The 25,390-nt window shown below is 73.7% G+C and carries 22 protein-coding genes, 3 tRNA genes and 1 CRISPR repeat array; of the genes, 19 read left to right on the forward strand and 6 right to left on the reverse strand.

Annotated elements, in window-relative coordinates:
• Positions 1-195 precede the first annotated feature (195 nt).
• The gene (locus EDC57_RS04390; RefSeq protein WP_123400588.1) at positions 196-537 is read right to left on the reverse strand and encodes a hypothetical protein; all 342 of its coding nucleotides are present in this window, start codon (positions 535-537) and stop codon (positions 196-198) included.
• 108 nt (positions 538-645) lie between these two features.
• Here EDC57_RS04390 and EDC57_RS04395 point away from each other — a divergent pair, with 108 nt between their 5' ends.
• Positions 646-2,640 carry a tetratricopeptide repeat protein gene (locus EDC57_RS04395; RefSeq protein WP_170165030.1) on the forward strand — a complete coding sequence of 665 codons (1,995 nt, stop codon included), beginning with the start codon at positions 646-648 and terminating at the stop codon, positions 2,638-2,640.
• Here the strand turns inward: EDC57_RS04395 and EDC57_RS04400 are convergent.
• A complete protein-coding gene (locus tag EDC57_RS04400; RefSeq protein ID WP_123400592.1) occupies positions 2,630-3,217 on the reverse strand; it encodes a TIGR04211 family SH3 domain-containing protein in 588 nt (195 codons plus the stop codon). The genes EDC57_RS04395 and EDC57_RS04400 overlap by 11 nt on opposite strands.
• Positions 3,218-3,300: 83 nt before the next feature.
• Here EDC57_RS04400 and birA point away from each other — a divergent pair, with 83 nt between their 5' ends.
• The 8 genes from birA to EDC57_RS04440 all read left to right on the forward strand — a co-directional run bounded on the left by birA (position 3,301) and on the right by EDC57_RS04440 (position 7,892).
• Positions 3,301-4,275 carry a bifunctional biotin--[acetyl-CoA-carboxylase] ligase/biotin operon repressor BirA gene (gene birA / locus EDC57_RS04405; RefSeq protein ID WP_123400594.1) on the forward strand — a complete coding sequence of 325 codons (975 nt, stop codon included), beginning with the start codon at positions 3,301-3,303 and terminating at the stop codon, positions 4,273-4,275.
• Entirely contained in the window at positions 4,272-5,027 is a 756-nt protein-coding gene (locus EDC57_RS04410) for a type III pantothenate kinase (RefSeq protein ID WP_123400596.1), read from the forward strand. Before birA ends, EDC57_RS04410 begins: the two co-directional genes overlap by 4 nt.
• Complete coding sequence (locus EDC57_RS04415; protein ID WP_123400598.1) at positions 5,027-5,863, forward strand: SPOR domain-containing protein; 837 nt, start codon at positions 5,027-5,029, stop codon at positions 5,861-5,863. Before EDC57_RS04410 ends, EDC57_RS04415 begins: the two co-directional genes overlap by 1 nt.
• A 35-nt stretch (positions 5,864-5,898) precedes the next feature.
• Positions 5,899-5,974 (forward strand) — tRNA-Thr (locus EDC57_RS04420).
• Between the two features lie 41 nt (positions 5,975-6,015).
• Complete coding sequence (locus EDC57_RS04425; protein ID WP_123400600.1) at positions 6,016-6,234, forward strand: YdcH family protein; 219 nt, start codon at positions 6,016-6,018, stop codon at positions 6,232-6,234.
• 119 nt (positions 6,235-6,353) lie between these two features.
• Positions 6,354-6,533 (forward strand): hypothetical protein, encoded by a 180-nt coding sequence (locus EDC57_RS04430; RefSeq protein WP_123400602.1) that lies wholly within the window; start codon positions 6,354-6,356, stop codon positions 6,531-6,533.
• 73 nt (positions 6,534-6,606) lie between these two features.
• Positions 6,607-7,047, forward strand: coding sequence for a CBS domain-containing protein (locus tag EDC57_RS04435; RefSeq protein WP_123400604.1), 441 nt, complete (start codon positions 6,607-6,609; stop codon positions 7,045-7,047).
• A 65-nt stretch (positions 7,048-7,112) separates the two neighbouring features.
• Entirely contained in the window at positions 7,113-7,892 is a 780-nt protein-coding gene (locus EDC57_RS04440; RefSeq protein WP_123400606.1) for a M90 family metallopeptidase, read from the forward strand.
• Here EDC57_RS04440 and EDC57_RS04445 read toward each other — a convergent pair.
• Positions 7,879-9,318: a CUAEP/CCAEP-tail radical SAM (seleno)protein gene (locus EDC57_RS04445; RefSeq protein ID WP_123400608.1), complete on the reverse strand. Its 1,440-nt coding sequence runs from the start codon at positions 9,316-9,318 to the stop codon at positions 7,879-7,881. The genes EDC57_RS04440 and EDC57_RS04445 overlap by 14 nt on opposite strands.
• Positions 9,319-9,435: 117 nt before the next feature.
• Here EDC57_RS04445 and EDC57_RS04450 point away from each other — a divergent pair, with 117 nt between their 5' ends.
• Positions 9,436-10,542: a GGDEF domain-containing protein gene (locus EDC57_RS04450; RefSeq protein ID WP_123400610.1), complete on the forward strand. Its 1,107-nt coding sequence runs from the start codon at positions 9,436-9,438 to the stop codon at positions 10,540-10,542.
• Between the two features lie 275 nt (positions 10,543-10,817).
• Here the strand turns inward: EDC57_RS04450 and EDC57_RS04455 are convergent, their stop codons facing one another.
• Positions 10,818-11,477: a methyltransferase family protein gene (locus tag EDC57_RS04455; RefSeq protein ID WP_123400612.1), complete on the reverse strand. Its 660-nt coding sequence runs from the start codon at positions 11,475-11,477 to the stop codon at positions 10,818-10,820.
• A gap of 99 nt (positions 11,478-11,576) precedes the next feature.
• On the opposite strand from EDC57_RS04455, the gene ychF reads away from it, so the two are divergent.
• The 4 genes from ychF (at position 11,577) to EDC57_RS04475 (ending at position 15,163) form a co-directional block, all read left to right on the forward strand.
• Entirely contained in the window at positions 11,577-12,671 is a 1,095-nt protein-coding gene (gene ychF, locus EDC57_RS04460; protein ID WP_123400614.1) for a redox-regulated ATPase YchF, read from the forward strand.
• A gap of 44 nt (positions 12,672-12,715) precedes the next feature.
• Positions 12,716-12,792: transfer RNA gene (locus EDC57_RS04465), tRNA-Met, on the forward strand.
• 66 nt (positions 12,793-12,858) lie between these two features.
• Complete coding sequence (locus EDC57_RS04470) at positions 12,859-14,691, forward strand: SLC13 family permease (RefSeq protein WP_123400616.1); 1,833 nt, start codon at positions 12,859-12,861, stop codon at positions 14,689-14,691.
• 130 nt (positions 14,692-14,821) lie between these two features.
• Positions 14,822-15,163: a hypothetical protein gene (locus tag EDC57_RS04475; protein WP_123400618.1), complete on the forward strand. Its 342-nt coding sequence runs from the start codon at positions 14,822-14,824 to the stop codon at positions 15,161-15,163.
• A 234-nt stretch (positions 15,164-15,397) separates the two neighbouring features.
• Positions 15,398-16,819: direct repeats of the CRISPR family, unit length 36 nt; unit sequence GTCCGAACCGAGCCCTGACGAACAAGGGATTAAGAC.
• Between the two features lie 341 nt (positions 16,820-17,160).
• Here the strand turns inward: EDC57_RS04475 and EDC57_RS04480 are convergent.
• Together EDC57_RS04480 and EDC57_RS04485 are read right to left on the reverse strand one after the other, a co-directional pair.
• Positions 17,161-17,236, reverse strand: a tRNA-Thr gene (locus tag EDC57_RS04480).
• Between the two features lie 43 nt (positions 17,237-17,279).
• Entirely contained in the window at positions 17,280-17,705 is a 426-nt protein-coding gene (locus EDC57_RS04485; protein ID WP_123400620.1) for a Fur family transcriptional regulator, read from the reverse strand.
• 123 nt (positions 17,706-17,828) lie between these two features.
• Here EDC57_RS04485 and EDC57_RS04490 point away from each other — a divergent pair, with 123 nt between their 5' ends.
• The 5 genes from EDC57_RS04490 to EDC57_RS04510 are packed head-to-tail and all read left to right on the forward strand — an operon-like array spanning position 17,829 to position 25,385.
• Positions 17,829-18,374: a GspH/FimT family pseudopilin gene (locus tag EDC57_RS04490; RefSeq protein WP_170165031.1), complete on the forward strand. Its 546-nt coding sequence runs from the start codon at positions 17,829-17,831 to the stop codon at positions 18,372-18,374.
• Complete coding sequence (pilV, locus tag EDC57_RS04495; RefSeq protein ID WP_170165032.1) at positions 18,355-18,840, forward strand: type IV pilus modification protein PilV; 486 nt, start codon at positions 18,355-18,357, stop codon at positions 18,838-18,840. The genes EDC57_RS04490 and pilV overlap by 20 nt, the downstream gene beginning before the upstream one ends.
• 25 nt (positions 18,841-18,865) lie before the next feature.
• Positions 18,866-19,840, forward strand: coding sequence for a PilW family protein (locus EDC57_RS04500; protein ID WP_170165033.1), 975 nt, complete (start codon positions 18,866-18,868; stop codon positions 19,838-19,840).
• Positions 19,841-19,854: 14 nt separating this feature from the next.
• On the forward strand, positions 19,855-20,484 hold the full coding sequence (locus EDC57_RS04505; RefSeq protein WP_170165034.1) for a pilus assembly PilX family protein: 630 nt from the start codon (positions 19,855-19,857) through the stop codon (positions 20,482-20,484).
• 20 nt (positions 20,485-20,504) lie between these two features.
• A complete protein-coding gene (locus tag EDC57_RS04510; RefSeq protein WP_123400630.1) occupies positions 20,505-25,385 on the forward strand; it encodes a pilus assembly protein in 4,881 nt (1,626 codons plus the stop codon).
• The last annotated feature ends 5 nt before the right edge of the window (positions 25,386-25,390 follow it).

Consider the following 25,390-nt stretch of genomic DNA (forward strand, 5'->3'; position numbering starts at 1 on the left):
GGGGCGCGAGCTCGCGCGGCGCGTCCTCTACCACCCGCACGTGGAGGAGCAGCCCTTCACGCGGGGGCTGTCCGGGGTGCGGCTCCCCGAGACCGGGGTGGTCTTCGTCGAGGCCCACGACAACGTCCACGGCTGGAGCCCGCGGCGGCTGCGGATCGATCTGGCGCGCCGGCGCGGCGAGGGCTGGCGGATCCGCTACCCGGGCACGCGCTGGGCCACGAGGCGGGCGCCCGGGACGCGCGCCACGAGCGCGGCGGCGAGGGCGAGGGCGAGGCCCGGGCGCGGGCGCAGGCTGACCCAGAGGACGTTGAGGCGGAGGTTGAGGTCGGCGAAGACCACGGCGTCGCCGTGGGCGGTGAGGACCTCGCCGATGGCGTCGAGGGCGGCCTCGAGCTCGCCCGGCGGGCGCCGGCCGAGGCCGGGGATGAGGAGCATGAAGTCGGCGAGCGGCCGCCCCGCCTCGTCGCGCGCGGGCACGCGCCGCCACAGCGGGGTGGCCGGGGCAAGGCCGGCCTGCGGGCGCAGGGTGGTGCTCACCGGGCGGGGGGCGGGTGCGGGTCCATGGGCTCGAGCATAGCCTGCGGCGCTCAAGCCTGCCGGGTCCTGCCCGATAAGACGGTCAGGCTCGTCCCGGGAGTTCGCCGCATGTCGCCAGCCCGGCTGACCCTGCTCCTCCTCGTGCTGCTCCTCGGCGCGCTCGTCCGCGCCGAGGAGGGTGCGGCGCCGGGCTCGCTGGAGCAGGGCATCGCCCTCTACGAGGCGCGCGAGTACGAGCAGGCCTACCGCATCCTGAGGCCCCTGGCCGACCAGGGCGACCCCCGCGCCCAGTACTACGTGGGGCGGATGTTCGAGCTCGGCCAGTACGTGGTCTTCAACTACGACGAGGCCCGCCGGTGGTACGAGAAGGCGGCGGCGCAGCAGCACCCCAAGGCGGCGGCGAGCCTGGCCAAGATGTACGAGGAGGGGCGGGGGGTCGAGCCCGACCCCGAGCGGGCGCTCGAGTACTACGGCCTCGCCGCGGCCAAGGGCGAGGCGGCGGCGGCCGAGGCGGTGGCGCGCATCACCCGCACCGCCGAGGAGAAGCGGCGGCGGGAGATGGAGGCGCTCGTCCGCAAGACCCGCGAGGAGACCTACGCCGAGGCGGTGCGCCAGGCGCGGCGGGAGGCCCAGGCGCTGCTGCGCATCCAGGAGCGGGAGATGGCCCGGCGCATCGCCCGCATCGAGCGCGAGGCCCGCGAGCGCGAGCGGCAGCGCCAGGAGGCCTTCCGCCGGGAGCTGGAGCGGGCCCGGCGCGAGGCGGTGGCGCGTGCGGTGCGGGAGGAGGCGGCGCGCATCCGGCGCGAGGCCCTCGCCCAGGTGCGCGACGAGGTGCGGCGGGCGATCCGCGACGAGGTCCTCGCCGAGCTCAGGGCCGAGCTCACGGCGGAGCTTCGCGCCCGCCTGACCCTGCCCCCGGCGGCGCCGACGCCGGCCGAGGAGCTGCTCGCCCGCGCCGCGGCGAAGGCCGAGGCGGAGGGCCGGCGGGGGCTGGCGGAGGCGGCCCGCGAGGCGGCCGCGGCGCTCGCCTCGGGCACCGCCGACGGGCTTGCCGAGGCCGGCCGCCGGCTCGCCGCGCAGGGTCTCCCCCTCGGCCGCTATCTCGTCGCCCGCGCCCTCGAGGGTCGCGCGCCCGCGCAGGCGCTGGCGGAGTATCTCGCGGCGCGCGCCGCCGGCGTCCAGGCCGACACCGCCCTGCGCCTCGCCCGCCTCTACGCCGAGGGGCCGCCCGCCCTGCGCGATCCGGAGCAGGCGCGGCGCTGGTACCGCGAGGCGGTGCTGGACGGGCACCGCGGGGCGCTGGTGGCGCTGGCGCGCCTCCTGCCCGAGGACGACGGCGAGGCGCTGCCGTGGCTGCGCTTTCTCGCCGAGCTGGGGCACGCCCCGAGCCAGCACCGGCTGGCGCAGATCCTGCGCGCGCGCGCGGAGGGGCGGGCCGACGCCCTCCAGGCGCTGGCCTGGGAGCGCCTCGCCGCCCGCGCCGGGATCCCCGAGGCGCAGCTCGCGCTGGCGCGCATGTACGAGGAGGGCGCCGGCGCCCCGCCGGCCCCGGAGGAGGCGCTGCGCTGGTACCGGGCGGCGGCCGAGCAGGGGCTCGTGGAGGCGCAGAAGGCCCTTGCCGAGCGCCTGCTGGCGGGCCGGGGGACGGTGCGTCCCGAGCCCGAGGCGGCGCGGCGCTGGCTCGAGCGGGCAGCCGGGGCCGGCGACGGGGAGGCGCGGGCGCGGCTTGCGCGCCTGCTCGCGGCCGCCGAGGCCACGGATCCCGGGGCGGTGCGCTGGCTGCGGGCGGCGGCCGAGGCGGGCGAGGCCGAGGCCCAGTACCGCTACGGCACGCTGCTGCTGGAGGGCCGCGGAATGATGCGGGATCCGGTCGCCGCCAGGGACTGGCTGCGGCGGGCCGCCGAGGCCGGCCACGTGGGGGCGCAGGTGGCCCTCGGGCAGGTCTACTTCGCCGGACTCGGCGTCGCCAGGGACTACCGCGAGGCCGAGCGCTGGTGGCGGCGGGCGGCCGCCGCCGGCAGCGACCGCGCCCGCCGCTACCAGGCCATCCTCGCCGCGCGCATCCCCGGCGACGGGATCGAGCCGCTGCCCCTCAGACCCTGAGGCCGCCGAGGCGGCGCGAGGCGCGCCGCCGATACCAGGCGGACCCGGCGAGGAACGACCCCACCACGAGCACCGCGACCCCGCCGGCGGCGGCGCCCAGGCGGCGCTCAAGCCCCTCGCGCCAGGCCTCGGCGCGCCGCGCCCGCGCCTGCGCCGCGGCGAGCGCCTGCTCGGTGCGGGCGAGGGCCTCGCCGGTCTCGCGCACCCGCTCGGCGAGGGCCCGGCGCTGGGCGGCCTCCTGGCCCGCCTCGGTGCGCGCCTGCTCGAGGGCGGCCTCCAGCTCGGCGATGCGCGCCTCGAGCGCCGGCAGGCGCTCCCGCGCCGGCGGCTCGGGCATGGTGTAGACCTCGGCGAGCCAGCCCTCGCGCCCGGCGGGGGTGCGCACCCGCAGCACCCCGCGGCCGCGCTGCAGCACCTCCAGCGGGGTCCCCGTGGAGACGATCTCCACCGGCTGACCGCGTCCGGCGGGATCGGGCCGCACCCCCACCCGCAGGATGTCGACGACGTAGACGGTCTCGGCCGCCGCCGCCGAGGCGGCGGCGAGGAGCACGGCCCCGGCGATGCCACGCATGCGCATGACGCCCCCCTTCTGCGCCAAGGTCGGCAACGATAACAGGTTTGGCCTGCGGGCGCCGCCTGCGCGCCGTTTACAATGCGGCCATGGACACGCGGTGGGCGCTGCTGCGCAGGCTGGCGGACGGCGAGGTGCACTCGGGCGAGGCCCTCGGGCGCGCCCTCGGCGTCAGCCGTGCCGCGGTCTGGAAGGCGGTGCGGGGGCTGGCCGACCTGGGGCTCGAGGTGGAGGCGGTGGCCGGGCGCGGCTACCGGCTGGCCGCGCCGCTGGAGCTTCTGGACGCAGGGCGCATCACCGCGGCCCTCGGCCCCGAGGCGCGGCGGCGGCTCGCCCGTCTCGAGGTGCTGCCGGAGGTGGACTCCACCAGCCGGCGGCTGCTCGCCGCCGCGCGCGAAGGGGCGCCGTCCGGCACCGTCTGCCTCGCCGAACGGCAGACCGCGGGGCGCGGCCGGCGGGGGCGGAGCTGGTGCTCGCCCTTCGCGGCGAGCCTCTGCCTCTCGGTGCTGTGGCGCTGCGACGAGGGGCCGGGCCGCCTCGGCGGCCTCAGCCTCGCGGTGGGGGCGGCGGTGGCCGGGGCCCTGCGGGCGGCCGCCCCGGTGGCGGTGGGTCTGAAGTGGCCCAACGACCTCATCGCCGGCGGGCGCAAGCTGGGGGGGATCCTGGTGGAGCTGCAGGGGGAGGCGCAGGGGCCCACCGCGGTGGTGGTGGGCATCGGCATCAACGTGCGCATGCCGGACGGCGCCGGCGAGGCCATCGACCAGCCGTGGACGGATCTCGCCCGCGAGGGGGCGGCGCCCCCGCGCAACGCCCTCGCCGCCGCCGTCCTCGACGCCGTCCTGCCCCTCCTCGCCCGCTTCCCCGGCGAGGGCCTCGCCCCCTGGCGCCCCGCCTGGGAACGGCTGGACGCCCTGCGCGGGCGGCGCGTGGTGGTGCACACCGCGGACGGGCCCGTGCAGGGAGTGGCCGAGGGGGTGGAGGCCGACGGGGCGCTGCGGCTTCGCACCGCGGCGGGGCTGCGGCGCTTCCACAGCGGCGAGGTGAGCCTGCGGGGGGCGCCGTGATCCTGCTCGTGGACATCGGCAACACGCACCTGCGCTGGGGGGTCTGGCGCGAGGGGGCGCTGCATCCGGGCGGCGCGGTGGCCCGTGGCGGGGGGGAGGGGCGGCTGCGCGAGGCCTGGGCGGGGCTGGCGCCGCCGGCACGGGTCGCGGTCTCCAACGTCGGCGGCGAGGCCGCGGCGGCGCAGGTGCGGGCGGCGAGCCTCGCGCTCTGGGGTCTGGAGCCGCGGCTGCTGCGGCCGACGGCGGCCTGCGCCGGGGTGGTCAACGCCTACCCGCGGCCCGACCGGCTGGGGGCGGACCGGTGGGCGGCGCTGCTGGCGGCGCGGGCGCGGGCGCCGCAGGGCGCGGTGGTGGTGGACTGCGGCAGCGCCATCACCGTCGACGGCCTCGACGCCGCCGGGCGCCACCTCGGCGGGGTGATCCTCCCCGGGCTCGGGCGCATGTACCGCATCCTCGCCCACGAGATCGGCCTCGATGCGCTGCCCCTCGCCGAGGCCGGCACCGAGATCCCGGTTACGGACACCGCCCCCGCGGTGGCCAACGGCGCCCTGTGCGCGGCCCTCGGCGGCCTGCTGCGGGCGGCGGCCGCGGTGGAGGCGCGGCTGGGCCCGGCCCCGGCGCGGCTCATCACCGGCGGTGACGCCGTGCTTCTCGCCCCGCACCTGGGTCCGGGGTGGACGCTGGCGCCCCACCTGGTGCTGGAGGGTGTGGCGCGCTGGGCCCTCGCGGCGGAGGCCGGGGAAGCGGGCTGATGCGCGCGCTCGCCGCCCTGCTGGCGCTGGCCAACCTGGCCTTCCTGGTGTGGTGGACCGGGCTGCCCGAGGCGCCGTCGGGGGAGGCGCCCGGGTTGCCCGCCGGGGCCGCCCCGCTGGTGCTGCTCCAGGAGGCGCCGCCGCGCCTCGACGGGCCCGTGCCCGCCGTGGTGGCGGAGGCGCCGGCGCCCGATCGGGAGGCGCCGGATGCGGACGGCGGCCGCGGCCGGGCGGTCGCCGAGGCCGCACCGCCTGCGCCGGTGGAGGCGGCGGCATCGGACGGGGGCGGAGCCGAGCCGCCGGCGCCGTCCGGCGCCGGCGCGGCCGGGGAGGGCGGAGCGGGGGGCGCTGCGTCGGAGCCCGGCGCGGTGGCGGCGGCGCAGCCCCCGCCGCGGCTCTGCGTCGAGCTCGGACCCTTCCCCGGGGAGGCGGCGGCGCGGGCGGCGGTGACCCGCCTCCAGGGCGAGGGCGCTGCCACCGCCCTGGTGATGCGGGAGGTGGCGCTTCCGCCCTACCACTGGGTGATGGTGCCGCCGGCGCCGACCGAGGCGGAGGCGCGGCGGACCCTGCGCGCGCTGCAGGCCCGCGGCGTCGACAGCTTCATCGTCACGCGGGGCGCGCACGCCCGCGCGGTCTCCCTCGGGCTCTTCAGCCGCCGCGAAACGGCCGAGGAGGTCAAGCGCCGCGTGGAGCGGCTCGGCCATCCCGTGGTCATCGTCCCCCGCGAGCGCCGGGGGCGGCGCCCCTTCGTGCAGGCCGAGGGTCCGGCCCTCGAGGGCCTGCTCGCCGCCGGGGCGCCGGAGGGCGTGCCGGTGCGGCGAATCGACTGCCCGTGACCGGGGCGGCGCTGCGCTAGAATGGCCAGCAGCGGGCTGGCGTAGCTCAGCAGGTAGAGCGGCTGCCTTGTAAGCAGCGGGTCGCAGGTTCGAGTCCTGTCGCCAGCTCCAGCCTCTTCGGCGGCGGGGGACGGGTCGGCGGCGGGCGCGGCATGGGGAAGATGCTCAGCGAGGAGGAGCGCGAGGCGATCCGGCAGCGGGTCGTCGAGCTCAGGCTGGAGCACCGCGATCTCGACGAGGCCATCTCGCGCCTGGCCGAGCAGCCGGTGGTGGACCAGCTGCGCCTGCGCCGGCTCAAGAAGCGCAAGCTCTGGCTCAAGGACACCATCGCCCGTCTCGAGAGCATGCTGATCCCGGACCTCGACGCCTGACCGTGGCGAAAGCGGCGCGGGCGCCGCCCGGTCCTCTCTCTGCAGCCGTCGGCGGTGCCGGCGGCGTGAAAAGGTGGAGGGGCCCCGGCGACGCCCATCGGGCGCGAAGGATCCGACCCATGTCCAGGCGCACCCGCTTCCCCCCGCCCCGGCTGTTCCACGTCCTCGGCAGCGGCTGGTTCGTGCAGACCCGCGAAGGGGTCCGCGGCCCCTTCGTCCGGCGCGAGCTCGCCGAGATCCACCTGCGCGCCCTGCGCAGGGTCTGCTGCCCCCGCGCGCGCCTCTTCGCCGACGGCTGAGGGCCCTCGGCCCCGCATCCACCCCCGGCGCGGGCCTATACTTGGCCTGGAGGCCAAGCGACGGAGGTGGGGGATGGAGGCGCCGCTGCGCAGGATTCTCGAGCAGAAGGGGGGCGCCGTCGTCGGCGTCGACGCGCAGACCACGGTGCGGGAGGCGGTACGGCGCATGAACGCGGAGCGGATCGGCGCCGTGGTGGTGCTGGACGAGGGCAGCGTCGTCGGCATCTTCACCGAGCGCGACGTGCTGGCGCGGGTGGTGGATGCGGGGCGCGACCCCGAGACCACGCCCGTGGCGGAGGTGATGACGGCCTCGGTGGCGACGGTCTCGCCCGATCTCACCGTGGGCGAGGCGATGCTGCTGGTGACCGAGCGCCGCTTCCGGCACCTGCCGGTGCTGGAGGAGGGGCGCCTGGTGGGGATGGTCTCGGCGGGGGATCTCATGCGCTGGCTGGTGCGCGACCAGGCCGCCGAGATCCAGCAGCTCGTCGCCTACATCAGCGGCGAGTACACCTGACCCCCCTTGCCGCCGGCGCGGCGCCGCGCTAGCGTCGCCGCCATGGCGGCGGCCGGGGGGGATCCATGAGGGCGTGGCGGGCCTGGCGCAGGCGGCGCCTGCTGGCCTGTGCCCGCATCGACGCCGGCCTCTGGGCGCGCGTGACGGCCGCGATCCCGTGCCTGCACGGCCTCGACGATGCCGAGCAGGCGCGCCTGCGCGACCTGGCGAGCCTCTTCCTCCGCGAGAAGCGCATCCTCGGCGCCGGCGGCTTCGAGCCCGACGAGGAGGCCCGCGCCGCGATCGCGGCCCAGGCCTGCCTGCCGGTGCTGGCGCTGGATGCGGATCTGCTCGGCGGATGGCGCACGGTGCTCGTCTATCCCGGCGCCTTCCTCTCGCGCCAGCACGAGGTGGACGAGGCGGGGGTGGTCACCGAGTGGGAGGACGAGCGAAGCGGCGAGGCCTGGCCGGAGGGTCCGCTGGTGCTGTCCTGGGAGGAGGCCCGCCCGGGGGCGGAGCCGTACGGCGAGGGCAGCAACGTCGTCATCCACGAGATCGCGCACAAGCTCGACCAGCGCACCGGCGAGGCCAACGGCCTGCCGCCGCTGCACCGCGACATGGACCCGCAGGCCTGGGCGCGGGTCATGTCCGCGGCCTACGAGCGGTTGCGCCGGCGCGTCGCCCGCGGGCGGGCCACCGCCGTCGATCCCTACGCCGCCGAGGATCCGGGCGAGTTCTTCGCCGTCGTCAGCGAGCACTTCTTCTGCGCGCCGTGGCTGCTGCTGGAGGAGATGCCCGAGGTCTACCGCGAGCTTAGCCGCTTCTACCGCCAGGAACCCGCGCGGCGCCTGCTCAGAAGCCGCTGAGCTGCTCCTCGGTGGGCTCGGCGCAGCAGTACCAGGGCTCGGTCATCGCCGGCACGGGCTCGCTGAAGGCGGCCTCGTCGAGGGGCGGGGCGGCGCGGCCCAGAGCCTCGTGGGCGAGCTCCCAGAGCTCGGCGAAGATCGCCTCGCGCCCGCGGCCCGCCGCCTCGCCCTCGGCCACGCGCCGCTGCACCGCCGCCTGCAGGGCGTCCACGCGGGGGTCGGTGTGCCGCCAGGGATAGCCCAGCATCCGGGGGTCGAAGGGCTCGAGCCGCTCGCGGAAGCCCGGCAGCTCCAGCAGCAGCGACCCCTCCGGCACGAGCAGGCGGATCGCGAGCTGCACCGGCGCGGTGGCGCGCACGAGGCCGAGCTCGGACACCGTCGCCAGCAGCTCGCGGTAACCGGCGAGGGTGGTCCAGGGCGTGAAGGGGATGAAGGTCGGGGCGAGCCCGATGCCGTGGTCGCGCAGCAGCGCCACGGCGCGGCGGAAGTCGCCTGCGGTGTGGCCCTTGGCGAGCCGGGCGAGGACCCGGTCGTCCACCGATTCCACCGCGGCGGTGACGAACAGGCACCCGGTGCGGGCGAGCTCTGGCAGCAGCGCCGCATGCTTCAGCAGGTGCTCGATCTTGATCACGGCGTCGTAGGTGATGCCCGGGAAGCGCGCGGCGAGGGCGCGCACCACGCGCAGGGCGTGGGCGGGCCCGTTGAGGAAGTCGGGATCGCCGAAGGAGACGTGCTCCGCCCCCGCCTCCACCTGCTGCGCGATGTCCTCCAGCACCACCTCCACCGGCACCGTGCGGAAGCGCCCGTGGTAGACCGGCACCACGGGGCAGTGGCGGCAGAGGTGCTTGCAGCCGCGCGTGGCCTCGGCGAAGGCCACCACGCGCTCGCTGCCGTCGGGCATGCGCAGGCGGGCGTAGCGGCGAAGCGCCGGGAGCAGCTCGCGCGCCGGCCGCAGGAAGCGCACGCGCCCGAGGTGGACCCGGCTGCCCGTGGGTGGGGGGGTGCCGTCGCGTACCGCCTCGGCGAGGGCGAGCAGCGCCGGCTCCACCTCGCCGCCGAGGATGGTCCCGACCCCCTGGGCCTGGAGCCAGGCCGCGTTCATGGGGGCGTAGAGGCCATAGGCGCACAGATGCGCCTCGGGGGCGAGCTCGCGGATGCGCGGCAGCGCCCGCGCCGCGATGCGGGTGGCCGTGTGCATGCCGAGGTAGAGGGCCACCAGACGGGCGCCGGAGAGGGTCTCCGCCGAGAGCGGCTCCACCGCGAGGTCGAGGCAGCGCACGTCGAAGCCCGCCTCGCGCAGCCAGGCCGCGGGCTCGGCGAGGGCGAAGGGCTGGCGGCCGATCTCGTAGGGGCTGACGAGGACGACGCGGACGGCGCCGCGCGCGGTTCCGGGCGCGGCGGCGCAGCAGGCAGGATGGTCGCTCATGGGGGGCGGATCCCTGACGCTACGGGTGCGCTATCTTAGCAGCCGGCGACCGGCGGATTCCCGGTTGCGGGAAGGGGATCACGGCGCCCGCCGCCGGCGGCGGGCATACAGGGGCCCATGGACCGCGGCGAGGTGAGGGACGACGGGGGCGACCCGCGGGCGTTGCGCCGGCGCCTGCGCGCCCTCGTGCGCAAGGCGCAGGACAACGAGGCGCGGCTGCGCCGCTTCCAGCGCCAGGAGCTGCACCTCATGGAGGCCGCCACCCTGCCCGAGCTCATGGAGCGGCTGCTCGAGGGGACCTGCCGCAGCTTCGGGCTGGAGGCGGCGGCGCTGGTGCTGGTGGACCCGTCGGGGACCCTCCGGGAGCTCCTCGCCGGTGCCCTGGGCGGGGCCGACCCGGCCTGCCTGCACCTCGTCGGCTCGGCGCAGGCGCTCTCGCCGCTGCTCGGCCGGGGCGACGGGCCGAGCCGCCTCGGCCCCTACGATGCGGACCGCCACGGCCCGTGGCTTGCCGGCCTGCCCGTGGCCAGCGTGGCGGCGGTGCCCCTGCGCCACGGCGGCGGCCCCGTCGGCGCCCTCCTCCTCGGCAGCCGCGACCCGGACCGCTACCGCCCGAGCCATGCCACCGAGTTCCTCGACCATTTCGGGGCGGTGGTGGCGGTCTGCCTCGAGAGCGCCTTCAACCGCGAGCGGCTGCGCCGGGCGAGCATCACCGACCCCCTCACCGGGGTGCCCAACCGCCGCTACTTCGAGCAGCGGCTGCGCGAGGAGCTGGAGCGGGCGCGGCGCGCGGGCACCCCGCTCGGCTGCGCCTTCATCGACATCGACCGCTTCAAGGCCATCAACGACGGCCACGGCCACGAGGTGGGCGACCACGTGCTGCGCGCGGTGGCGCGGGTGGTGGACGCGGGGCTGCGCGCCTGCGACGTGCTCGCCCGCTACGGCGGGGAGGAGTTCGTGGCGCTGCTGCCGGGCTCGGGTCTCGAGGAGGCGCTCGCCATCGCCGAGCGGGTGCGCGCCGCGGTGGCGGCAAGCCCCGTCCGGCCCTGCGCGGGCACGGCGGTGCCGGTCACCGTCTCGGTGGGGGTCTCGGCCCTGGCCCGGGTGCCGCCGGGGGACGTCGCCGCGGCCGGCGAGGCGCTGACCCGCGCCGCCGACCGCGGCCTCTACGCGGCCAAGGCGGCGGGGCGCAACCGCGTCGTCGCCGGCCCCGCCGTCGACTGAGGAAACAAGGGGATGGCCCGGAAAGGGCAGCGGCGGTGTCTGGACATCCCGGCAAGTGCCTGTTAGTCTGCGCCGTCACTGGGGAGGATGGACGGCGGGGGCGTGACCGCCGTCACACGGGAAGCGCCGACCGGAGCAGGGACGCCGAACCGCGGACCGGCGATCATACCGACAACGAGAACGACCGGGGATTGCGCGCATGGTCAAGCTGTTCCTGTTCACCATCGCCGCGGTGGTGATCAGCAATATGATCTGGATCGGCTTCTGAGCCGCGCTCAGGTGCCGTCGCGCGCCGCCGCCTCCAGCGCTGCGGCCTCCTCCGCGCTCAGGTGCCGCCACGGACGAGGGACGAGGGCCGGGACCCGCCGCGCGTAGGCGCGGTAGACCTCGCCGTAGCGTGCGACCAGCCGGCGCTCCTCGAGCCGTGACCCCACCACCACGTAGGCGGTGATGCACAGCGCCGTCACCAGCAGGGCGGCGTCCATGGGGCGCGTCCACAGGATCACGAGGCCGAGGCTGTACCAGGGGTGGCGCACCCAGCGGTGCAGCGTGGTCAGGCGCAGGCCCTGGCCCTCGTCCGCCGCCCCCGCGCCGTGCCGGAGCTGGCGCAGCCCGAGGAAGGCGGCGCCGTCGTAGCCGTCGCGCAGGGTCCAGACGAAGCCCGCAAGCGCCGCCAGAGCGAGCCCGTCGGCGAGCCAGCGCAGCGGCCCCGGCCAGGACCACAGGGGCGGGCCGGCAAGGCGCAGGAGCAGCGCCACCGGGACCGCGAGCAGCGCCAGCGCGAGCAGGCTGTAGAGCAGGCGGTAGGCGCGGGCGATGCGGCCGAGGCGGCGGTCCACCCAGGCCTTGACGCGCAGCGAGGCCAGCGCCGAGTGGATCGCGAAGTAGGCGCCCCAGGCGAGGGCGAGCAGCGCGAGGTCGCGGGCGTGCGGCATGGCGTGGTCCCCTGTGGGCAGGGCGCCAGTATACGGCGGGCTTGGTGGGGGGGCGGGGGCGCCCTACAATGTCCGGCCCTTCCACGGGAGCACCGAGGCATGGGCTTTCGCTGCGGCATCGTCGGGCTGCCCAACGTCGGCAAGTCCACCCTCTTCAACGCCCTGACCCGGGCCGCCATCGCGGCCGAGAACTACCCCTTCTGCACCATCGACCCCAACGTCGGCGTGGTCCCGGTGCCGGATCCGCGCCTCGACGAGATCGCGCGCATCGTCCGCCCCCGCCAGGTGGTGCCCACCACGATCCAGTTCGTGGACATCGCCGGCCTCGTGGCCGGGGCCTCCCGGGGCGAGGGGCTCGGCAACCAGTTCCTGCACCACATCCGCGAGGTGGACGCCATCGCCCACGTGGTGCGCTGCTTCGAGGATCCCGACGTGGTCCACGTCGCCGGGCGGGTGGACCCGGCGGCCGACATCGAGACCATCCACACCGAGCTTGCCCTTGCCGACCTCGAGACCATGGAGCGGGCCGTGGCGCGTGCCGAGAAGGCCGCCAAGGCGGGGGCGGATCGTGCCGCGCGGGCGCGCCTGGAGCTGCTGCGCCGGGTGCGCGACGGGCTCGCCGAGGGGGTCGCGGTGCGCGCCCAGGGCCTCGGCGAGGAGGAGCGGGCGGCGCTGCGCGAGCTGCACCTGCTCACGGCCAAGCCCACCGTCTACATCGCCAACGTGGCCGAGGACGGCTTCTCGGGGAATCCGCATCTCGAGGCCGTGCGGCGCATCGCCGAGGCCGAGGGGGCGGAGGTGGTGCCGGTGTGCGCGGCCATCGAGGCCGAGCTCGCCCAGCTCGACGAGGCCGAGCGGGGCGAGTTCCTGGCCGGTCTCGGGCTCGACGAGCCGGGCCTCGACCGCGTCATCCGCGCCGGCTACCGCCTGCTCGGCCTCATCACCTTCTTCACCGCCGGCCCGAAGGAGGCCCGGGCCTGGACCGTGCGCGAGGGTGCGACGGCGCCCGAGGCCGCCGGGGTCATCCACTCCGACTTCGAGCGCGGCTTCATCCGCGCCGAGGTGATCGCCTACGAGGACTTCGTCGCCTGCGGCGGCGAGCAGGGCGCGCGTGAGGCGGGCAGGCTCCGGCTCGAGGGGCGCGACTACGTCGTGCGCGACGGCGACGTCGTGCACTTCCGCTTCAACGTCTGAGCGCTTGCCCGCACTCGGGCGATCCGGTATCTTTTGCCGCCTTCGGCTACGTAGCTCAGCTGGTTAGAGCACGGCACTCATAATGCCGGTGTCGCTGGTTCGAGTCCAGCCGTAGCCACCAGATCCCGTTCCGGCGACCGCACCCCGCCCTTCGGCGGCGCAAGGCGCCGCCCCCTCGGGAGATCCCATGGGCCTTCCGGAGCTTCCCAACGCCCATGCCCTGGCGGCGCTCGCGCTGACCGCGCTCGCCCTCTTCCTCTTCACCCGCGAGCGCATCCCCCTCGAGACCTCGAGCCTGTTCGTGCTCGTGGCCCTCGCCACCGGCTTCGCCCTCTTCCCCTACCACGACCCCCAGGGCCGGGTGCTGGAGCCGGCCTCGCTCTTCAGCGGCTTCGGCCACGAGGCGCTGGTGGCGGTGGTCTCCCTCATGGTGGTGGGCGAGGGGATCGTGCGCACGGGGGCGCTGGAGCCGGTGGCGCGGCTGCTCGCCCGCGCTTGGGCGGCGGCGCCGGCGCTCTCGCTGCTCGCCACCTTGGTGGTGGCCGCAGCCCTCAGCGCCTTCGTCAACAACACCCCCGTGGTGGTGCTGCTGCTGCCCATCCTCGTGGGCGTCGCCCTGCGCAGCGGCCGCCCCGCGAGCGGCATCCTCCTCCCGGTGGGTCTTGCTACCCTCGTCGGCGGCATGGCCACCACCATCGGCACCTCCACCAACCTCCTCGTGGTCTCCGTGGCGCGGGAGATGGGGGTGCGGCCCTTCGGGATGTTCGACTTCAGCCTGCCCGCGGCGGCCGCCGGTGCGGTCGGGCTCCTCTACCTCTGGCTCGTCGCCCCGCGCCTGCTGCCGCGGCGTGAGCTGCCCATCGGCGACTGCTCGCCGCGGGTCTTCGCCGCCGAGCTCCTGCTGCCCGAGGACGCGCCCGTGGTGGGGGAGCGGCTCGGCGACGCCGTGGCGCGGACCGACGGGCGGATGCGGGTGCGGCGCATCCGCCGCGGCGAGGACGCCTTCGTGGTGCCGATGCCGGACGTGCGGCTGCGCCCCGGCGACCGGCTCCTGGTCAGCGACCGGCCCGACCGGCTCAAGGAGTTCGAGGCCGCCCTCGGGGCCCGGCTCCACTCCGGCGACACCCCGGTGGACGAGGCGCATCCGCTGCGGGCGGGGGATCAGCGCCTCGCCGAGGTGGTGGTGGTCCAGGGCTCGGAGGTGCTTGGCACGTCGCTGCGGCGGCTGCGCTTCCTCGACCGGCACAACCTGCTCGTGCTCGCCGTGCACCGGGCGGGACGGGACCTGCTGGGGGCGGGCCGCGACCTCGCCGACATCCGGCTGCGCGCCGGCGACGTCCTCCTGGTGCAGGGGGCGGAGGCGGACATCGCCGCCCTGCGCGAGGTCCCGGGGCTGCTGGTCCTCGACACCGCCATGGACCTGCCACGCAGCGACAAGGCGCCGCTGGCGCTCGCCATCACCGCGCTGACCGTGGGGCTCGCCGCCGCCGACATCCTGCCCATCGCGGTGAGCGCGCCCCTGGGCGGTCTCCTGATGGTGACCGCGGGCTGCCTCGACTGGCGCGACGCGGCCGAGGCGGTGAGCGCGCAGGTGGTGCTGATCGTGGCCTCGAGCCTCGCGCTGGGCACCGCCCTCGTCGAGACCGGCGCCGCCCGCTACCTGAGCGAGGTCCTCGTCGCCGTCACCGCCGGCGCCTCGCCGCGGGTGGTGCTCGCCGGGCTCATGCTCCTCATGGCCCTGCTCACCAACGTCGTCTCCAACAACGCCGCCGCCGTCATCGGCACCCCCATCGCTGTGGAGACCGCCCGCCAGCTCGGCCTGCCCCCCGAGGCCTTCGTCCTCGCCGTCCTCTTCGGGGCCAACATGAGCTACGCCACGCCCATGGCCTACAAGACCAATCTGCTGGTGATGAGTGCCGGCGGCTACCGCTTCTCGGACTTCCTGCGCGCGGGCCTGCCCCTGACCCTCCTCATGTGGGCGGCTCTGGGCATGATCCTGCCGCACCTCTACGGCTTCTGAGCAGGCGGGGGACGCCCTTCGCGCGCCCGCCACTGCGGCGGTGGCACGGCAACCCTGCCGACGGCCGGCTGCGGGTGGTGGCGGGGGCATCCTTTGGGGCGCTGGAGGCCCGGGATGCGGGGAGGTCACCATGTCGGCACCGGACGAGCACGATCCCTTTGGCGGCGCGGTCGCCATTGCGATCCCGACCGAAGAGCTTCTCGACTGGCACAGTCCCATCACCGTGCGTGGGGTCGAGATCACGCGCGAGCAGCTGCAGGACGCCATGCGCGATCTTTTCCACAATGCGATCCGCTGCGGTGCCCCGCCGGTGCGTTTTGCCGAGCGCTGGTGCGAGGCGCACGGGGTGCGGATCAACCGTGCGCTGCTGGAGTGGCTGGTGGTGGAGCTCATCTGCCAGATCGGCGAGCGGCACTACGTGGGCCGGCCCCTGCAGATCGTTCCCGGCTGCGGGGGCGGGCGGCTGAACTGAGGGCGGGCGCAGGCTGCGGCCGCGCAGGGTGCTCCCGCCCGGCCCGCTGCCCCCCTGCCGCTCCGCACGGCCCCCCTTTCCCTCGGTCGGCCTGCGCGCTATGCTCGATCCTACGCGCCGCACCTGCCGCGGATCTTGATCTTTGTCAAGAACGGATAAAACTTCTGCGATGTGCTGGAATCCCGCAAGGGCCCTTGTAAGCCGTTGTTTCTGCGGCGTTTCTGGCGCCGACCTGTCCGAACCGAGCCCTGACGAACAAGGGATTAAGACTACCCGGGCCGCCCCGTCTTCGGGAGCACCCAGGGTCCGAACCGAGCCCTGACGAACAAGGGATTAAGACTTCTCGGCCTTAGCAGCCTTCGCAGGAGCAGCCGTCCGAACCGAGCCCTGACGAACAAGGGATTAAGACAAGACGCCAGGCAGGGTATTCAGGGAAGCATCGTCCGAACCGAGCCCTGACGAACAAGGGATTAAGACGGTGCAACTCTGTGGACAAACCTTCATCGACACGTCCGAACCGAGCCCTGACGAACAAGGGATTAAGACTTCTTCGTGACAGGGTCGCTATCAAGACGCGCCGGTCCGAACCGAGCCCTGACGAACAAGGGATTAAGACGGGACGGCATCAAGGAACCCCAGCGCCGTATCGGGTCCGAACCGAGCCCTGACGAACAAGGGATTAAGACTTCTCGGCCTTAGCAGCCTTCGCAGGAGCAGCCGTCCGAACCGAGCCCTGACGAACAAGGGATTAAGACATCGCCGCGGAGCCGGGAACGCGATCAAGTCCTGGTCCGAACCGAGCCCTGACGAACAAGGGATTAAGACTGCTCATGCTCGTATCTCCTATCTTACTCACCCGTCCGAACCGAGCCCTGACGAACAAGGGATTAAGACAGCTCCGCGGCAGGGATGCCGCGGTCAGCGCCGTCCGAACCGAGCCCTGACGAACAAGGGATTAAGACAGCTCGGGCCAGCGGGCCTCGTCCTTATCCGTCGTCCGAACCGAGCCCTGACGAACAAGGGATTAAGACCTGAGGGCCGCGTTGCGGCTGTGCGCCGCGCGCAGTCCGAACCGAGCCCTGACGAACAAGGGATTAAGACGCGTCCAGGCGGGATGGATCCTCCGCCACCGCCTGTCCGAACCGAGCCCTGACGAACAAGGGATTAAGACGAAGCCCCGCCTCCTGCAACATACGGATCGCGCTGTCCGAACCGAGCCCTGACGAACAAGGGATTAAGACCTGATCGCCGCGGGGTAGGTATCCCATGGGGCCTGTCCGAACCGAGCCCTGACGAACAAGGGATTAAGACGCCCCTATGGGATGGATCGCGCCAGCAGTAAGTCCGAACCGAGCCCTGACGAACAAGGGATTAAGACGGGCTTATTTAGGGGAGCCAGCTCCGCGGCATGTCCGAACCGAGCCCTGACGAACAAGGGATTAAGACTCTTCGAGGCCCGGCATTGCGAGGCAGTCGCCGCGTCCGAACCGAGCCCTGACGAACAAGGAATTAAGACGGCGACTACAAATCGCCCAGAACCTCGGCCAGTGGTCCGAACCGAGCCCTGACGAACAAGGGATTAAGACGTCGAGACGGCTGTTCACATTGACCGCGCCCACCGTCCGAACCGATCCCGGGCGAACAATGGATCAACAGACGGCCGCGCCCTCTGGGCGCGGTTTTTTTTTCGACGTGCGGGTCGCAAGCGGGGCGCGGCGGCTCCGGCGGCGGGCGGAGGGGCGGGGTTCGGGGGGCGAGGGGGCAGGGGCGTGCGGCGGGTGAAGCGGCGCGGGGCGGGAGGGGCGCGGCGGGGCGGGGTGGGGGGAGGCGCGGGCGATGGGCGGGTTAGGCTGAGGGGGGAGGCGCGGAAGGGGGGGTGCTTCGCGTGGCCTGGGGTCGGGGGTGGTGCGGGCGGAGCCGTGGGCCGCCGCGCCCGGGCGGGCGGGGCGCGAATGGCGGCTCGGAGGGGGCGCGGGTCGGCCGGGCCACGGGTTCGATGGTGCCGGCGAGAGGACTCGAACCTCCGACCTACTGATTACGAATCAGTTGCTCTACCAGCTGAGCTACACCGGCGAAGGGGCGGAAGTATACGGCGGGCGCTGGGGGGGGGCAACCGTCAGGCGCGGGCGGCGCCGCGGATACGGATGACGAGGTCGACGCCCTCGGCGACGGTGCCCTCGGGCGGCGGCGGCAGGCGGTCGAGGGGCAGGTCGGGGGCCTCGACGTCGATGAGCTCGCCGGTCTCGACGTTGTAGAAGTGGTGGTGCGGGGCGGTGTTGGAGTCGTAGAAGACGCGCGCTGGGTCGACGATGACCTCGCGCACGAGGCCCTTGCGGGCGAAGACGGCGAGGGTGTTGTAGACCGTGGCCTTGGAGACGCGGCCGCCGGCGGCGCGCACGCGGTCGAGAAGCTCGTCGGCGCTGAGGTGCTGCGGCGCCGCGAGGAGGACCCGGGCGATGGCGAGGCGCTGGCGCGTGGGCGCGATGCCGTGCGCGCGAAGGCGCGTCGCGAGCCTGTCGTCCTGGTCCGTGCGCTCGTTCATGGTTGACCATTATAGCCGGGTATGCGCTGGGCCCGCCAAGGCGTGCCGTTCGTCGGCGCACCCGTGCCGCCCGTCGGGCGGGGGCTTGCGGTGGTGGCGGCACACACCTATGAGGAAGGCACGATGCGCGGCGAAGGTTTCACGCTGATCGAGCTTCTGGTGACGCTGGCGGTGGCGGCGGTGCTGCTCACCGTTGGGGTGCCGTCGGTGGTGGACTGGGTGCGCGACGGACGCATGACCTCGCAGGTGAACGAGCTGGTGGCGGCGCTGCATCTCGCGCGCGGCGAGGCGGTGAAGCGGCGGACGCGGGTGGTGGTGTGCGCGAGCGCCGACGGGGCGAGCTGCGGCGGCAGCGGTGTGGGCTGGGAGGATGGCTGGATCGTGTTCGTGGACACGAACGGCGACGGCGCCAAGGACAGCGGTGAGGCGCTGCTCGGGCAGGCGGCGGCGCTTTCGGGCGGCAACAGCGTCAAGGCCGCGATCGGCAGCGTGAGCTACCGCAGCGACGGGACCCCCGCGCCCTTGGGGGCAGGCACGGTGAACGGGGTCACCTTCACCTTCTGCGACAGCCGCGGGGCGGGCGACGCCCGCGCGGTGGTGCTGCGCCCGACCGGCGCGGTGAGCACGGGGAAACGGGATGCGGACGGCAATGCCCTCAGCTGCACCTGAGCGCGGCTTCGGCCTGATCGAGGTCCTGGTGACCCTGCTGGTGCTGTCGGTGGGGCTGCTGGGCGTGGCCGGCGTGCACCTGCGCGGCATCGAGTCGAGCCGCATGGGCTATCACCGCAGCCACGCGGTGTGGATCGCCACCGAGCTTGCCGAACGCATGCGGGCCAACCGCGACGGCGTGGCCAACGGCTGCTACGAGAGCCGCATGGTGGATCACGCGGTGACGGCGACGGCCACCTACGGCGCCGACTGCGGCAGCGGCGCCGAGGGTCGGGCGGTGGCCGACGCGGATCTGGCCGACGTGGAGGCGGCGCTGCGCAGCGATCCGCCGCCGCTGCCCGGGGGGCGGGTGACGGTCTCCTGCCCGGACCTGGCGTCGGACTGCACCATCATCGTGGACTGGCAGCATGACAACCCCGACAGCCTGGATGCCTCGCAGTATGTGCTCGCGGTGCGCTTCTTCTGAGCGGCCGGCGGGGGGGCGGCGCGCGGTGCGCGGCCTCTCGCTGGTGGAGCTCATGGTGGCGATGGCGCTCAGCCTCGTGCTGCTGCTCGGGGTGGTGCAGATCTTCGTCGCCAACCGCCAGTCGATCCGGATCCAGGACGGGGTCACGGTCCTGCAGGAGAACGGGCGCTATGCCCTGGACCAGCTCGCCTACTCGCTGCGGATGGCCGACTTCTGGGGGGCGTCGGTTCCCGGGGACGTGGTCGTCGATACCGGCCTCGGGGCCATCTCCGGGGACTGCACCGAGGTGCCGGTGACGCGGCGGGAGGGGGTGGAGGCGGTGGAGGGCGCCTCGGCGTCGCCCATCTCGAGCTGCCTCGCCGATGCCGACTACTACGCCGGCGCCGATCTCGACGGCAGCGGCGCGGTGGATGCCGACGAGCGGCCGGACGTGCTCGTGGTGCGCCATGCGCAGGCGACCGCGGTGGCGCCGGCGGATCTCGCCCTGGCGGCGAACGCCGACCGGATCTTCTTGGAGACGGTGCCGGGCGGGCGCGGCTGCATCGCGAAGGGGTCCCGCCTCGACCCCGGCGCCGCGACCAAGGCGTCGTGCAAGGCGCCTTCGGGGGTGACGTCCTACGTCTACCCCTACAGCGCCACCCTCTACTTCGTCCGCCCTTGCGCGGTGAAGGGCGGGATCACCTGCAGCGCCAGCTCCGACGGCGGGTCGCCGGTGCCGACCCTGGTGCGGATGACGCTGCAGGAGGACGAGCTGGTGGAGCAGGCGCTGGTGTCGGGGGTGGAGAACCTGCAGGTGCGCTTCCGCACCGAGGGCGACACGGCCTTCGTGGACCCCGGGGCGGTGAGCGACTGGGGCGACGTGGAGGCGGTGGAGGTCTCGCTCACGGTGCGGGCCGAGGCGCGGGATCCGACGATGACCGGCAGCGGACCGGCCGACGGCTACATCCGGCGCACCTTCCGCACGGTGGTGCTCCTGCGCAACCGCGCCCAGGCACGATGAGGGAGGGCAGGCCGATGAGCGGTGCAGCAGGCGTGCGGATGCGCGGGGCCGCCCTCGTCATCAGCCTCATCGTGCTCGTGGTGCTGACCCTGATCGGCCTGAGCTCGGTGCGGATGTCGGCGCTGGAGGAGCGCATGAGCGCCAATCTCGCCTTCAAGGCGCGCACGGGGGAGTCCTCCGAGGCGGGCCGGCGCGCCCTGGCGAGCGTGGTCGACACGCACATCTTCACCCGCGGCTGGGGGGACGTCACCCTGCCCGGCGGGCTCTCCATCGCCACCGACTCGAGCGGAAACCAGATCAACCTCTTTGAACTCCTCGCGCCCACGGGCTATCCGGCGGTGGATCTCGACGCGCAGAGCCCGGTGGGGACCTTCTCGGAGAGCGTGGACGTCGACACCGACGGGGACGGCACCACCGACACCACGATCCAGCAGACCGCGGAGATCTTCGCCTTCCCGGCCGGGTCCAGCATCGCCACCGGCGCGGCGGCGCGGGTCCACGCCGGGTACGAGGGCCTCGGCAAGGCGGTCTCCGCCGGCGGCGGCTTCGTCTTCTACGACCTTCGCAGCCGCAGCACGGACGCCGGCACCGAGGGCGGGGCGGTGACCGTCACGGGGGCCGACTACCGCTACGTGGTGCGCTGATGCGCGCGGGAGGGCAGGCCATGAAGATGCGGAAGGGCACGATCCTCGCGGTGGCCATGGCGGCCTTCGTCGCCGGGCTGGGTGCACCGCCGCAGGCGGCGGCCGCGGTCTCGAGCCACACCATGGCCGAGTTCACCGCCTACCCCATCACCGTCTCCCAGACGGCGACCCCGCTGGTGATGCTGGTGATGTCCAACGACCACCAGTACTACTTCAAGGCCTACAACGACTACAGCGACCTCGACGCCGACGGCGTGGTGGAGGCCACCTACACGCACGCCATCGACTACTACGGCTACTTCGACCCCTACAAGTGCTACCAGTACGACAGCGCCGACGGGCGCTTCGAGCCGGTGGCCGAGACCGCGGACAAGTACTGCCCCGCGGGCAGCGGCCAGTGGAGCGGCAACTTCCTCAACTGGGCGACGATGACGCGCATGGACGCCGTGCGGCGGGTGCTCTTCGGCGGCCTGCGCTACATCGACACCGACGGCGAGACCGTGCTCGAGCGCGCCTTCCTGCCCCATGACGCTCACAGCTTCGCCAAGTTCTACAACGGCTCGGACCTCGGCAAGCTCACGCCGTGGTCCTACTCGGAGGGCGTCACGCTGTGCAACACCACGGCGGCCGCGAGCAGTAGCAGCACTTCGGAGGCCATGGACCACACCGACCCGCCGCTCGTGCGGGTCGCCCGCGGCGACTTCTCGCTGTGGGCGTCCAACGAGCGCTTCCAGTGCCGCTGGCGCGAGGAGATGAGCAGCGTCGGGCAAGGGAAGAACAAAAACAATCCCGCGGTGAGCGGGATCCCGGCCGCCAGCGACAGCCCCAAGGAGAGCGGCGACAACAACGGCGACGGCTTCGATGACAAGCTGGGCGAGTACGTGGCCCGGGTCCAGGCCTGCGTCCCCGGGCTCGTCGGCACCGAGCCCTGCAAGACCTATCCCAACGGCAACCTGAAGCCGGTGGGGCTGCTCCAGACCTACGGCGAAGGGGGCAAGATGTGGTTCGGCCTCTTCGCCGGGACCTACGAGAAGAACAAGTCCGGCGGCGACCTCGTGGCCGACATCGGCCGCATCGACGACCCCACAGACGGCGAGATCGATCCCGACACCGGCCGCTTCCGCTGGGTCTCGCAGCGGGTACAGCTCGGCGGCGTCCCCGACAACAAGGTCAAGGGGATCATCAACGCCCTCTCCCGCTACCGCATCGTCAACTACCGCTACGGGGACGGCACCTACGGCACCGGCGGCCTCAACAGCACCAAATGCACGTGGGGCATCTCCTCGTTCAGCAACGGCCAGTGCCAGAACTGGGGCAACCCCTTCGGCGAGATCTACCTCCAGGCGATCCGCTACCTGGCCGGCGAGGCCAAGGCGAACCTCTTCGAGGCCAACGACCACACCCTGCTCAAGGGGCTGCAGGGTCCGCAGGCCTGGAAGTGCCCGCTCGGGACGGGCAACAGCTGCGCGCGCCTGAGCGTGGTCGCCATCAACGGGAGCACCATCTCCTACGACGGCGACGAGCTGGACAGCGCCAGCGCCGGAGTGGACAAGCTGGACCCGGCCGACAGCGTCGACTCGGCGAGCCTCACCGACATCGTCGGCGACGGCGAGGGCATCCACGGCAGCGCCTGGTTCGTGGGCGAGGCGGGCAGCGACCGCAACCAGCTCTGCACCGAGAAGACGGTCTCCTCGCTCGGCGACGTGGAGGGCATCTGCCCCGAGGCGCCGCGCCTCGACGGGACCTACCGCGTGGCCGGCCTCGCCTGGTACGCGCACACCCACGATCTCCGCCCCGACAGCGATCCGGCGCGGGCGCTCGACGGCGAGCAGCGGGTCGACACCTACGCCCTCTCCCTCGCCACCGCGGTGCCGAAGATCGAGATCCGCGTCCCGGGCGACCCCTCGCGGGTGGTGCGCATCCTGCCGGCCTGCCGCAACGAGAGCCTCTCGCCGCCGGGCAACTGCGCCATCGTCGACTTCCGCATCGTGTCCCAGGATCCGGACTACATCGATCCCGCCGACGGGCACCGCAAGGCGCGGGGCAAGCTCTACGTCAACTGGGAGGACTCGGAGCAGGGCGGCGACTACGACCAGGACATGTGGGGCATCATCGAGTACGTCCTGGACGCCGACGCCGGGACGGCGGGGCAGCTGACGGTGACCACGGACGCCATCGCCGAATCCACCATCTATGAGATGGGTTTCGGCTATGTCCTCAGCGGCACCACCCAGGACGGCTTCCACGCCCATTCGGGCATCGAGGGCTACAGCTACACCGATCCCACGGGGGTCGCCGGGTGCAGCAACTGCCAGGTGGGGGACGGGCCCACGAGCGTCACCTACGATCTCTCGCCCGCGGGCTCCGGCGCGGCCCTCCTGGAGGATCCGCTCTGGTACGCGGCCAAGTGGGGCGGCTTCCAGGACCGCAACGGCAACGACATCCCGGATCTCGTCGCGGAGTGGGACCAGGTGGACAACCTGACCGGGATCAAGACCCCGGACGGCGTCCCCGACAACTACTTCTTCGCCGCCAACCCGGGGCAGATCGAGGAGATGCTGGGCCGCGTCTTCGCCAACATCCTCAAGCGCGCCTCGTCGGGCACCGCGGCGGCGGTGGTCTCGAGCAGCGCCACCGGCGCCGGCGCCCTGTACCAGGCCTTCTTCGTCCCGGAGCGCAGCGATTCCGCGGGCAACACCGTGCGCTGGATCGGCAACCTCCACGCGCTGTGGGTGGACGAGGCCGGACGGCTGCGCGAGGACGACGGCGACGGCGTCCTCGAGGACTACCAGACCGACCGCGTCATCGAGCTCTTCTACGACGACGTCGATCGCAGGACCAAGGTCCGCCGCTTCGACAGCGGCGATCCCGACCGCTTCGACCCGCCGCTCGACGCCAGCGGCAATCCGGTGCCGGCGGAGGTGGCGGAGCTCGACGAGATTCAGCCCATCTGGTCGGCGCGGGAGCGGCTCTCGGAGCTCAAGAACGTGGCGGGGACCCAGCGTGCCTACGGCACCGTCTCCACCACCGGCCGCTACGTCAAGACCTGGATCGACGCCGATCTCGACGGCGTCGTCGACAGCGGCGAGTACAAGGACTTCGTCACCGCCAACATCGACAGCAGCAACTACGGCTTCTTCGACGTCGCCGACGAGGCCACCGCCAAGGCCGTGGTGCGCTGGGTGCGCGGCGGCGAGCCCACGGGCATGCGAAACCGCGACGTCGACTACGACGGCGACGGCACCGTCGAGCGGATCCGCCTCGGCGACATCGTCAACTCGACGCCGACGGTGGTGGCGGCGCCCGCGGAGAACTTCGACCTCCTCTACGGCGACAGCAGCTACGCCACCTTCCGCATGCTCTACGCCCACCGGCGCCACGTGGTCTACGTCGGCGCCAACGACGGCATGCTGCACGCCTTCAACGCCGGCTTCTACGACGAGAAGACCAAGAGCTTCAAGCTCCAGCCCTCCGGGTGCACGAGCTGCCCGGCGGCCCACCCCCTGGGGACGGAGCTCTGGGCCTACGTGCCGGGCAACCTGCTGCCGCACCTCAAGTGGCTCACCGACCCCGACTACACCCACGTCTACTACGTGGACGCCACCCCCTACGCCTTCGACGCCAAGATCTTCGCCGACGACGCCACCCATCCCGGCGGCTGGGGCACGGTGCTGGTGGTGGGGATGCGGCTCGGCGGCGGGCCCATGACCATCGACACCGACGGCGACGGGACCTACGAGTCCACGTTCAGCTCCGCCTACGCCATCTTCGACGTCACCGATCCGGAGCAGGAACCGGAGCTGCTCGCCGAGGTGCGGCTGCCCGACCAGAGCTTCACCACCAGCCGGCCGAGCGCGGCGGCCTTCGTCGATTCCACCACCAACGGCTGGTACCTGCTGCTGGGGTCGGGCCCCGACGACCTCACCACGGCCTCGGCCTCGGGCAAGGCCAAGATCTACGTCCTCGACCTCAAGGATCTCGCCGCCGGGGTGGTCCGGACCATCGACACCGGCGTGCCGGGCACCTTCGTCGGGGACTTCGCCACCGTGGACTGGGATCTGGACCAGCTCGACGACACCGTCGTGGTGGGGCTGATCGGCGACGCCGACGCCGACACCGGCGGGCTCTACCGCATCGAGCTCGGCGAGACGGACGATCCCGCGTCGTGGACGCACGGGCTGCTGATCGACACCGCAGCGCCCGTCTCCACCGCCGCGGTGCCGGCCATCGACCTTGACCTCAACCGCTGGATCCTTTTCGGCACCGGGCGGCTCCTGGTGGAGGCGGACAAGAGCAGCACCGCGACCCAGGCCCTCTACGGCCTGCGCCTGCCGGCGAGTGCGGCCACTTCGGTGACGACGTCCGAGCTGCTCGACGTCACGGGCGTGGACGTCTTCACCGACGGCAGCACCGATCACGCCACCTACACCACCTTCTCGGACCTCTACGACGCCATCAACGGCAGCTCGGCGAGCTTCAAGGGCTGGAAGCGCGAGCTCGAAGCGTCGACCGGCGGCGAGCCCTCGGAGCGCGTCGTCTCCGACCCGCGTCTCTTCGGCAAGGTGTTCTTCGCCAGCGCCTACACGCCCAACAACAACCTGTGCGAGGCCGAGGGGACGAGCCGGCTCTACGGGCTCTACTTCCTCACCGGCACGGCGCGGCCGGAGCTCGAGGTCTTCGGCACCGCCGCCACCGGCACCGGGAAGCTGGAGGTGCTCGAGCGCATCGACCTCGGCTGGGGCGTGGCCTCGTCGCCGGCGCTGCACGTGGGCTCCGGCAAGTCCGGCGGCGAGATCACGGTCTACACGCAGACCTCCACCGGCACCATCCAGGTGGAGGATGCGGAGGTCTCGAGCAGCGTGCGCAGCGGCGAGATCAACTGGCGCGAGTACAGGGAGTGACGGCC

It is taken from the genome of Inmirania thermothiophila, from assembly GCF_003751635.1.
GTDB classification, from domain to species: Bacteria; Pseudomonadota; Gammaproteobacteria; order DSM-100275; family DSM-100275; genus Inmirania; species Inmirania thermothiophila.

Excerpts from the sequence above, each read along its gene's own strand:
- birA (WP_123400594.1), top strand. The coding sequence starts at position 3,301 with ATGGACACGCGGTGGGCGCTGCTGCGCAGGCTGGCGGACGGCGAGGTG.
- EDC57_RS04505 (WP_170165034.1), top strand. The coding sequence starts at position 19,855 with ATGAGCGGTGCAGCAGGCGTGCGGATGCGCGGGGCCGCCCTCGTCATC.
- EDC57_RS04395 (WP_170165030.1), top strand. The coding sequence starts at position 646 with ATGTCGCCAGCCCGGCTGACCCTGCTCCTCCTCGTGCTGCTCCTCGGC.
- EDC57_RS04430 (WP_123400602.1), top strand. The coding sequence starts at position 6,354 with ATGTCCAGGCGCACCCGCTTCCCCCCGCCCCGGCTGTTCCACGTCCTC.
- EDC57_RS04425 (WP_123400600.1), top strand. The coding sequence starts at position 6,016 with ATGGGGAAGATGCTCAGCGAGGAGGAGCGCGAGGCGATCCGGCAGCGG.
- EDC57_RS04400 (WP_123400592.1), bottom strand. The coding sequence starts at position 3,217 with ATGCGCATGCGTGGCATCGCCGGGGCCGTGCTCCTCGCCGCCGCCTCG.
- EDC57_RS04485 (WP_123400620.1), bottom strand. The coding sequence starts at position 17,705 with ATGAACGAGCGCACGGACCAGGACGACAGGCTCGCGACGCGCCTTCGC.
- EDC57_RS04510 (WP_123400630.1), top strand. The coding sequence starts at position 20,505 with ATGAAGATGCGGAAGGGCACGATCCTCGCGGTGGCCATGGCGGCCTTC.
- EDC57_RS04475 (WP_123400618.1), top strand. The coding sequence starts at position 14,822 with ATGTCGGCACCGGACGAGCACGATCCCTTTGGCGGCGCGGTCGCCATT.
- EDC57_RS04450 (WP_123400610.1), top strand. The coding sequence starts at position 9,436 with ATGGACCGCGGCGAGGTGAGGGACGACGGGGGCGACCCGCGGGCGTTG.
- EDC57_RS04435 (WP_123400604.1), top strand. The coding sequence starts at position 6,607 with ATGGAGGCGCCGCTGCGCAGGATTCTCGAGCAGAAGGGGGGCGCCGTC.
- EDC57_RS04490 (WP_170165031.1), top strand. The coding sequence starts at position 17,829 with ATGCGCGGCGAAGGTTTCACGCTGATCGAGCTTCTGGTGACGCTGGCG.
- EDC57_RS04455 (WP_123400612.1), bottom strand. The coding sequence starts at position 11,477 with ATGCCGCACGCCCGCGACCTCGCGCTGCTCGCCCTCGCCTGGGGCGCC.
- EDC57_RS04445 (WP_123400608.1), bottom strand. The coding sequence starts at position 9,318 with ATGAGCGACCATCCTGCCTGCTGCGCCGCCGCGCCCGGAACCGCGCGC.
- EDC57_RS04470 (WP_123400616.1), top strand. The coding sequence starts at position 12,859 with ATGGGCCTTCCGGAGCTTCCCAACGCCCATGCCCTGGCGGCGCTCGCG.
- EDC57_RS04415 (WP_123400598.1), top strand. The coding sequence starts at position 5,027 with ATGCGCGCGCTCGCCGCCCTGCTGGCGCTGGCCAACCTGGCCTTCCTG.
- EDC57_RS04440 (WP_123400606.1), top strand. The coding sequence starts at position 7,113 with ATGAGGGCGTGGCGGGCCTGGCGCAGGCGGCGCCTGCTGGCCTGTGCC.
- ychF (WP_123400614.1), top strand. The coding sequence starts at position 11,577 with ATGGGCTTTCGCTGCGGCATCGTCGGGCTGCCCAACGTCGGCAAGTCC.
- pilV (WP_170165032.1), top strand. The coding sequence starts at position 18,355 with ATGCCCTCAGCTGCACCTGAGCGCGGCTTCGGCCTGATCGAGGTCCTG.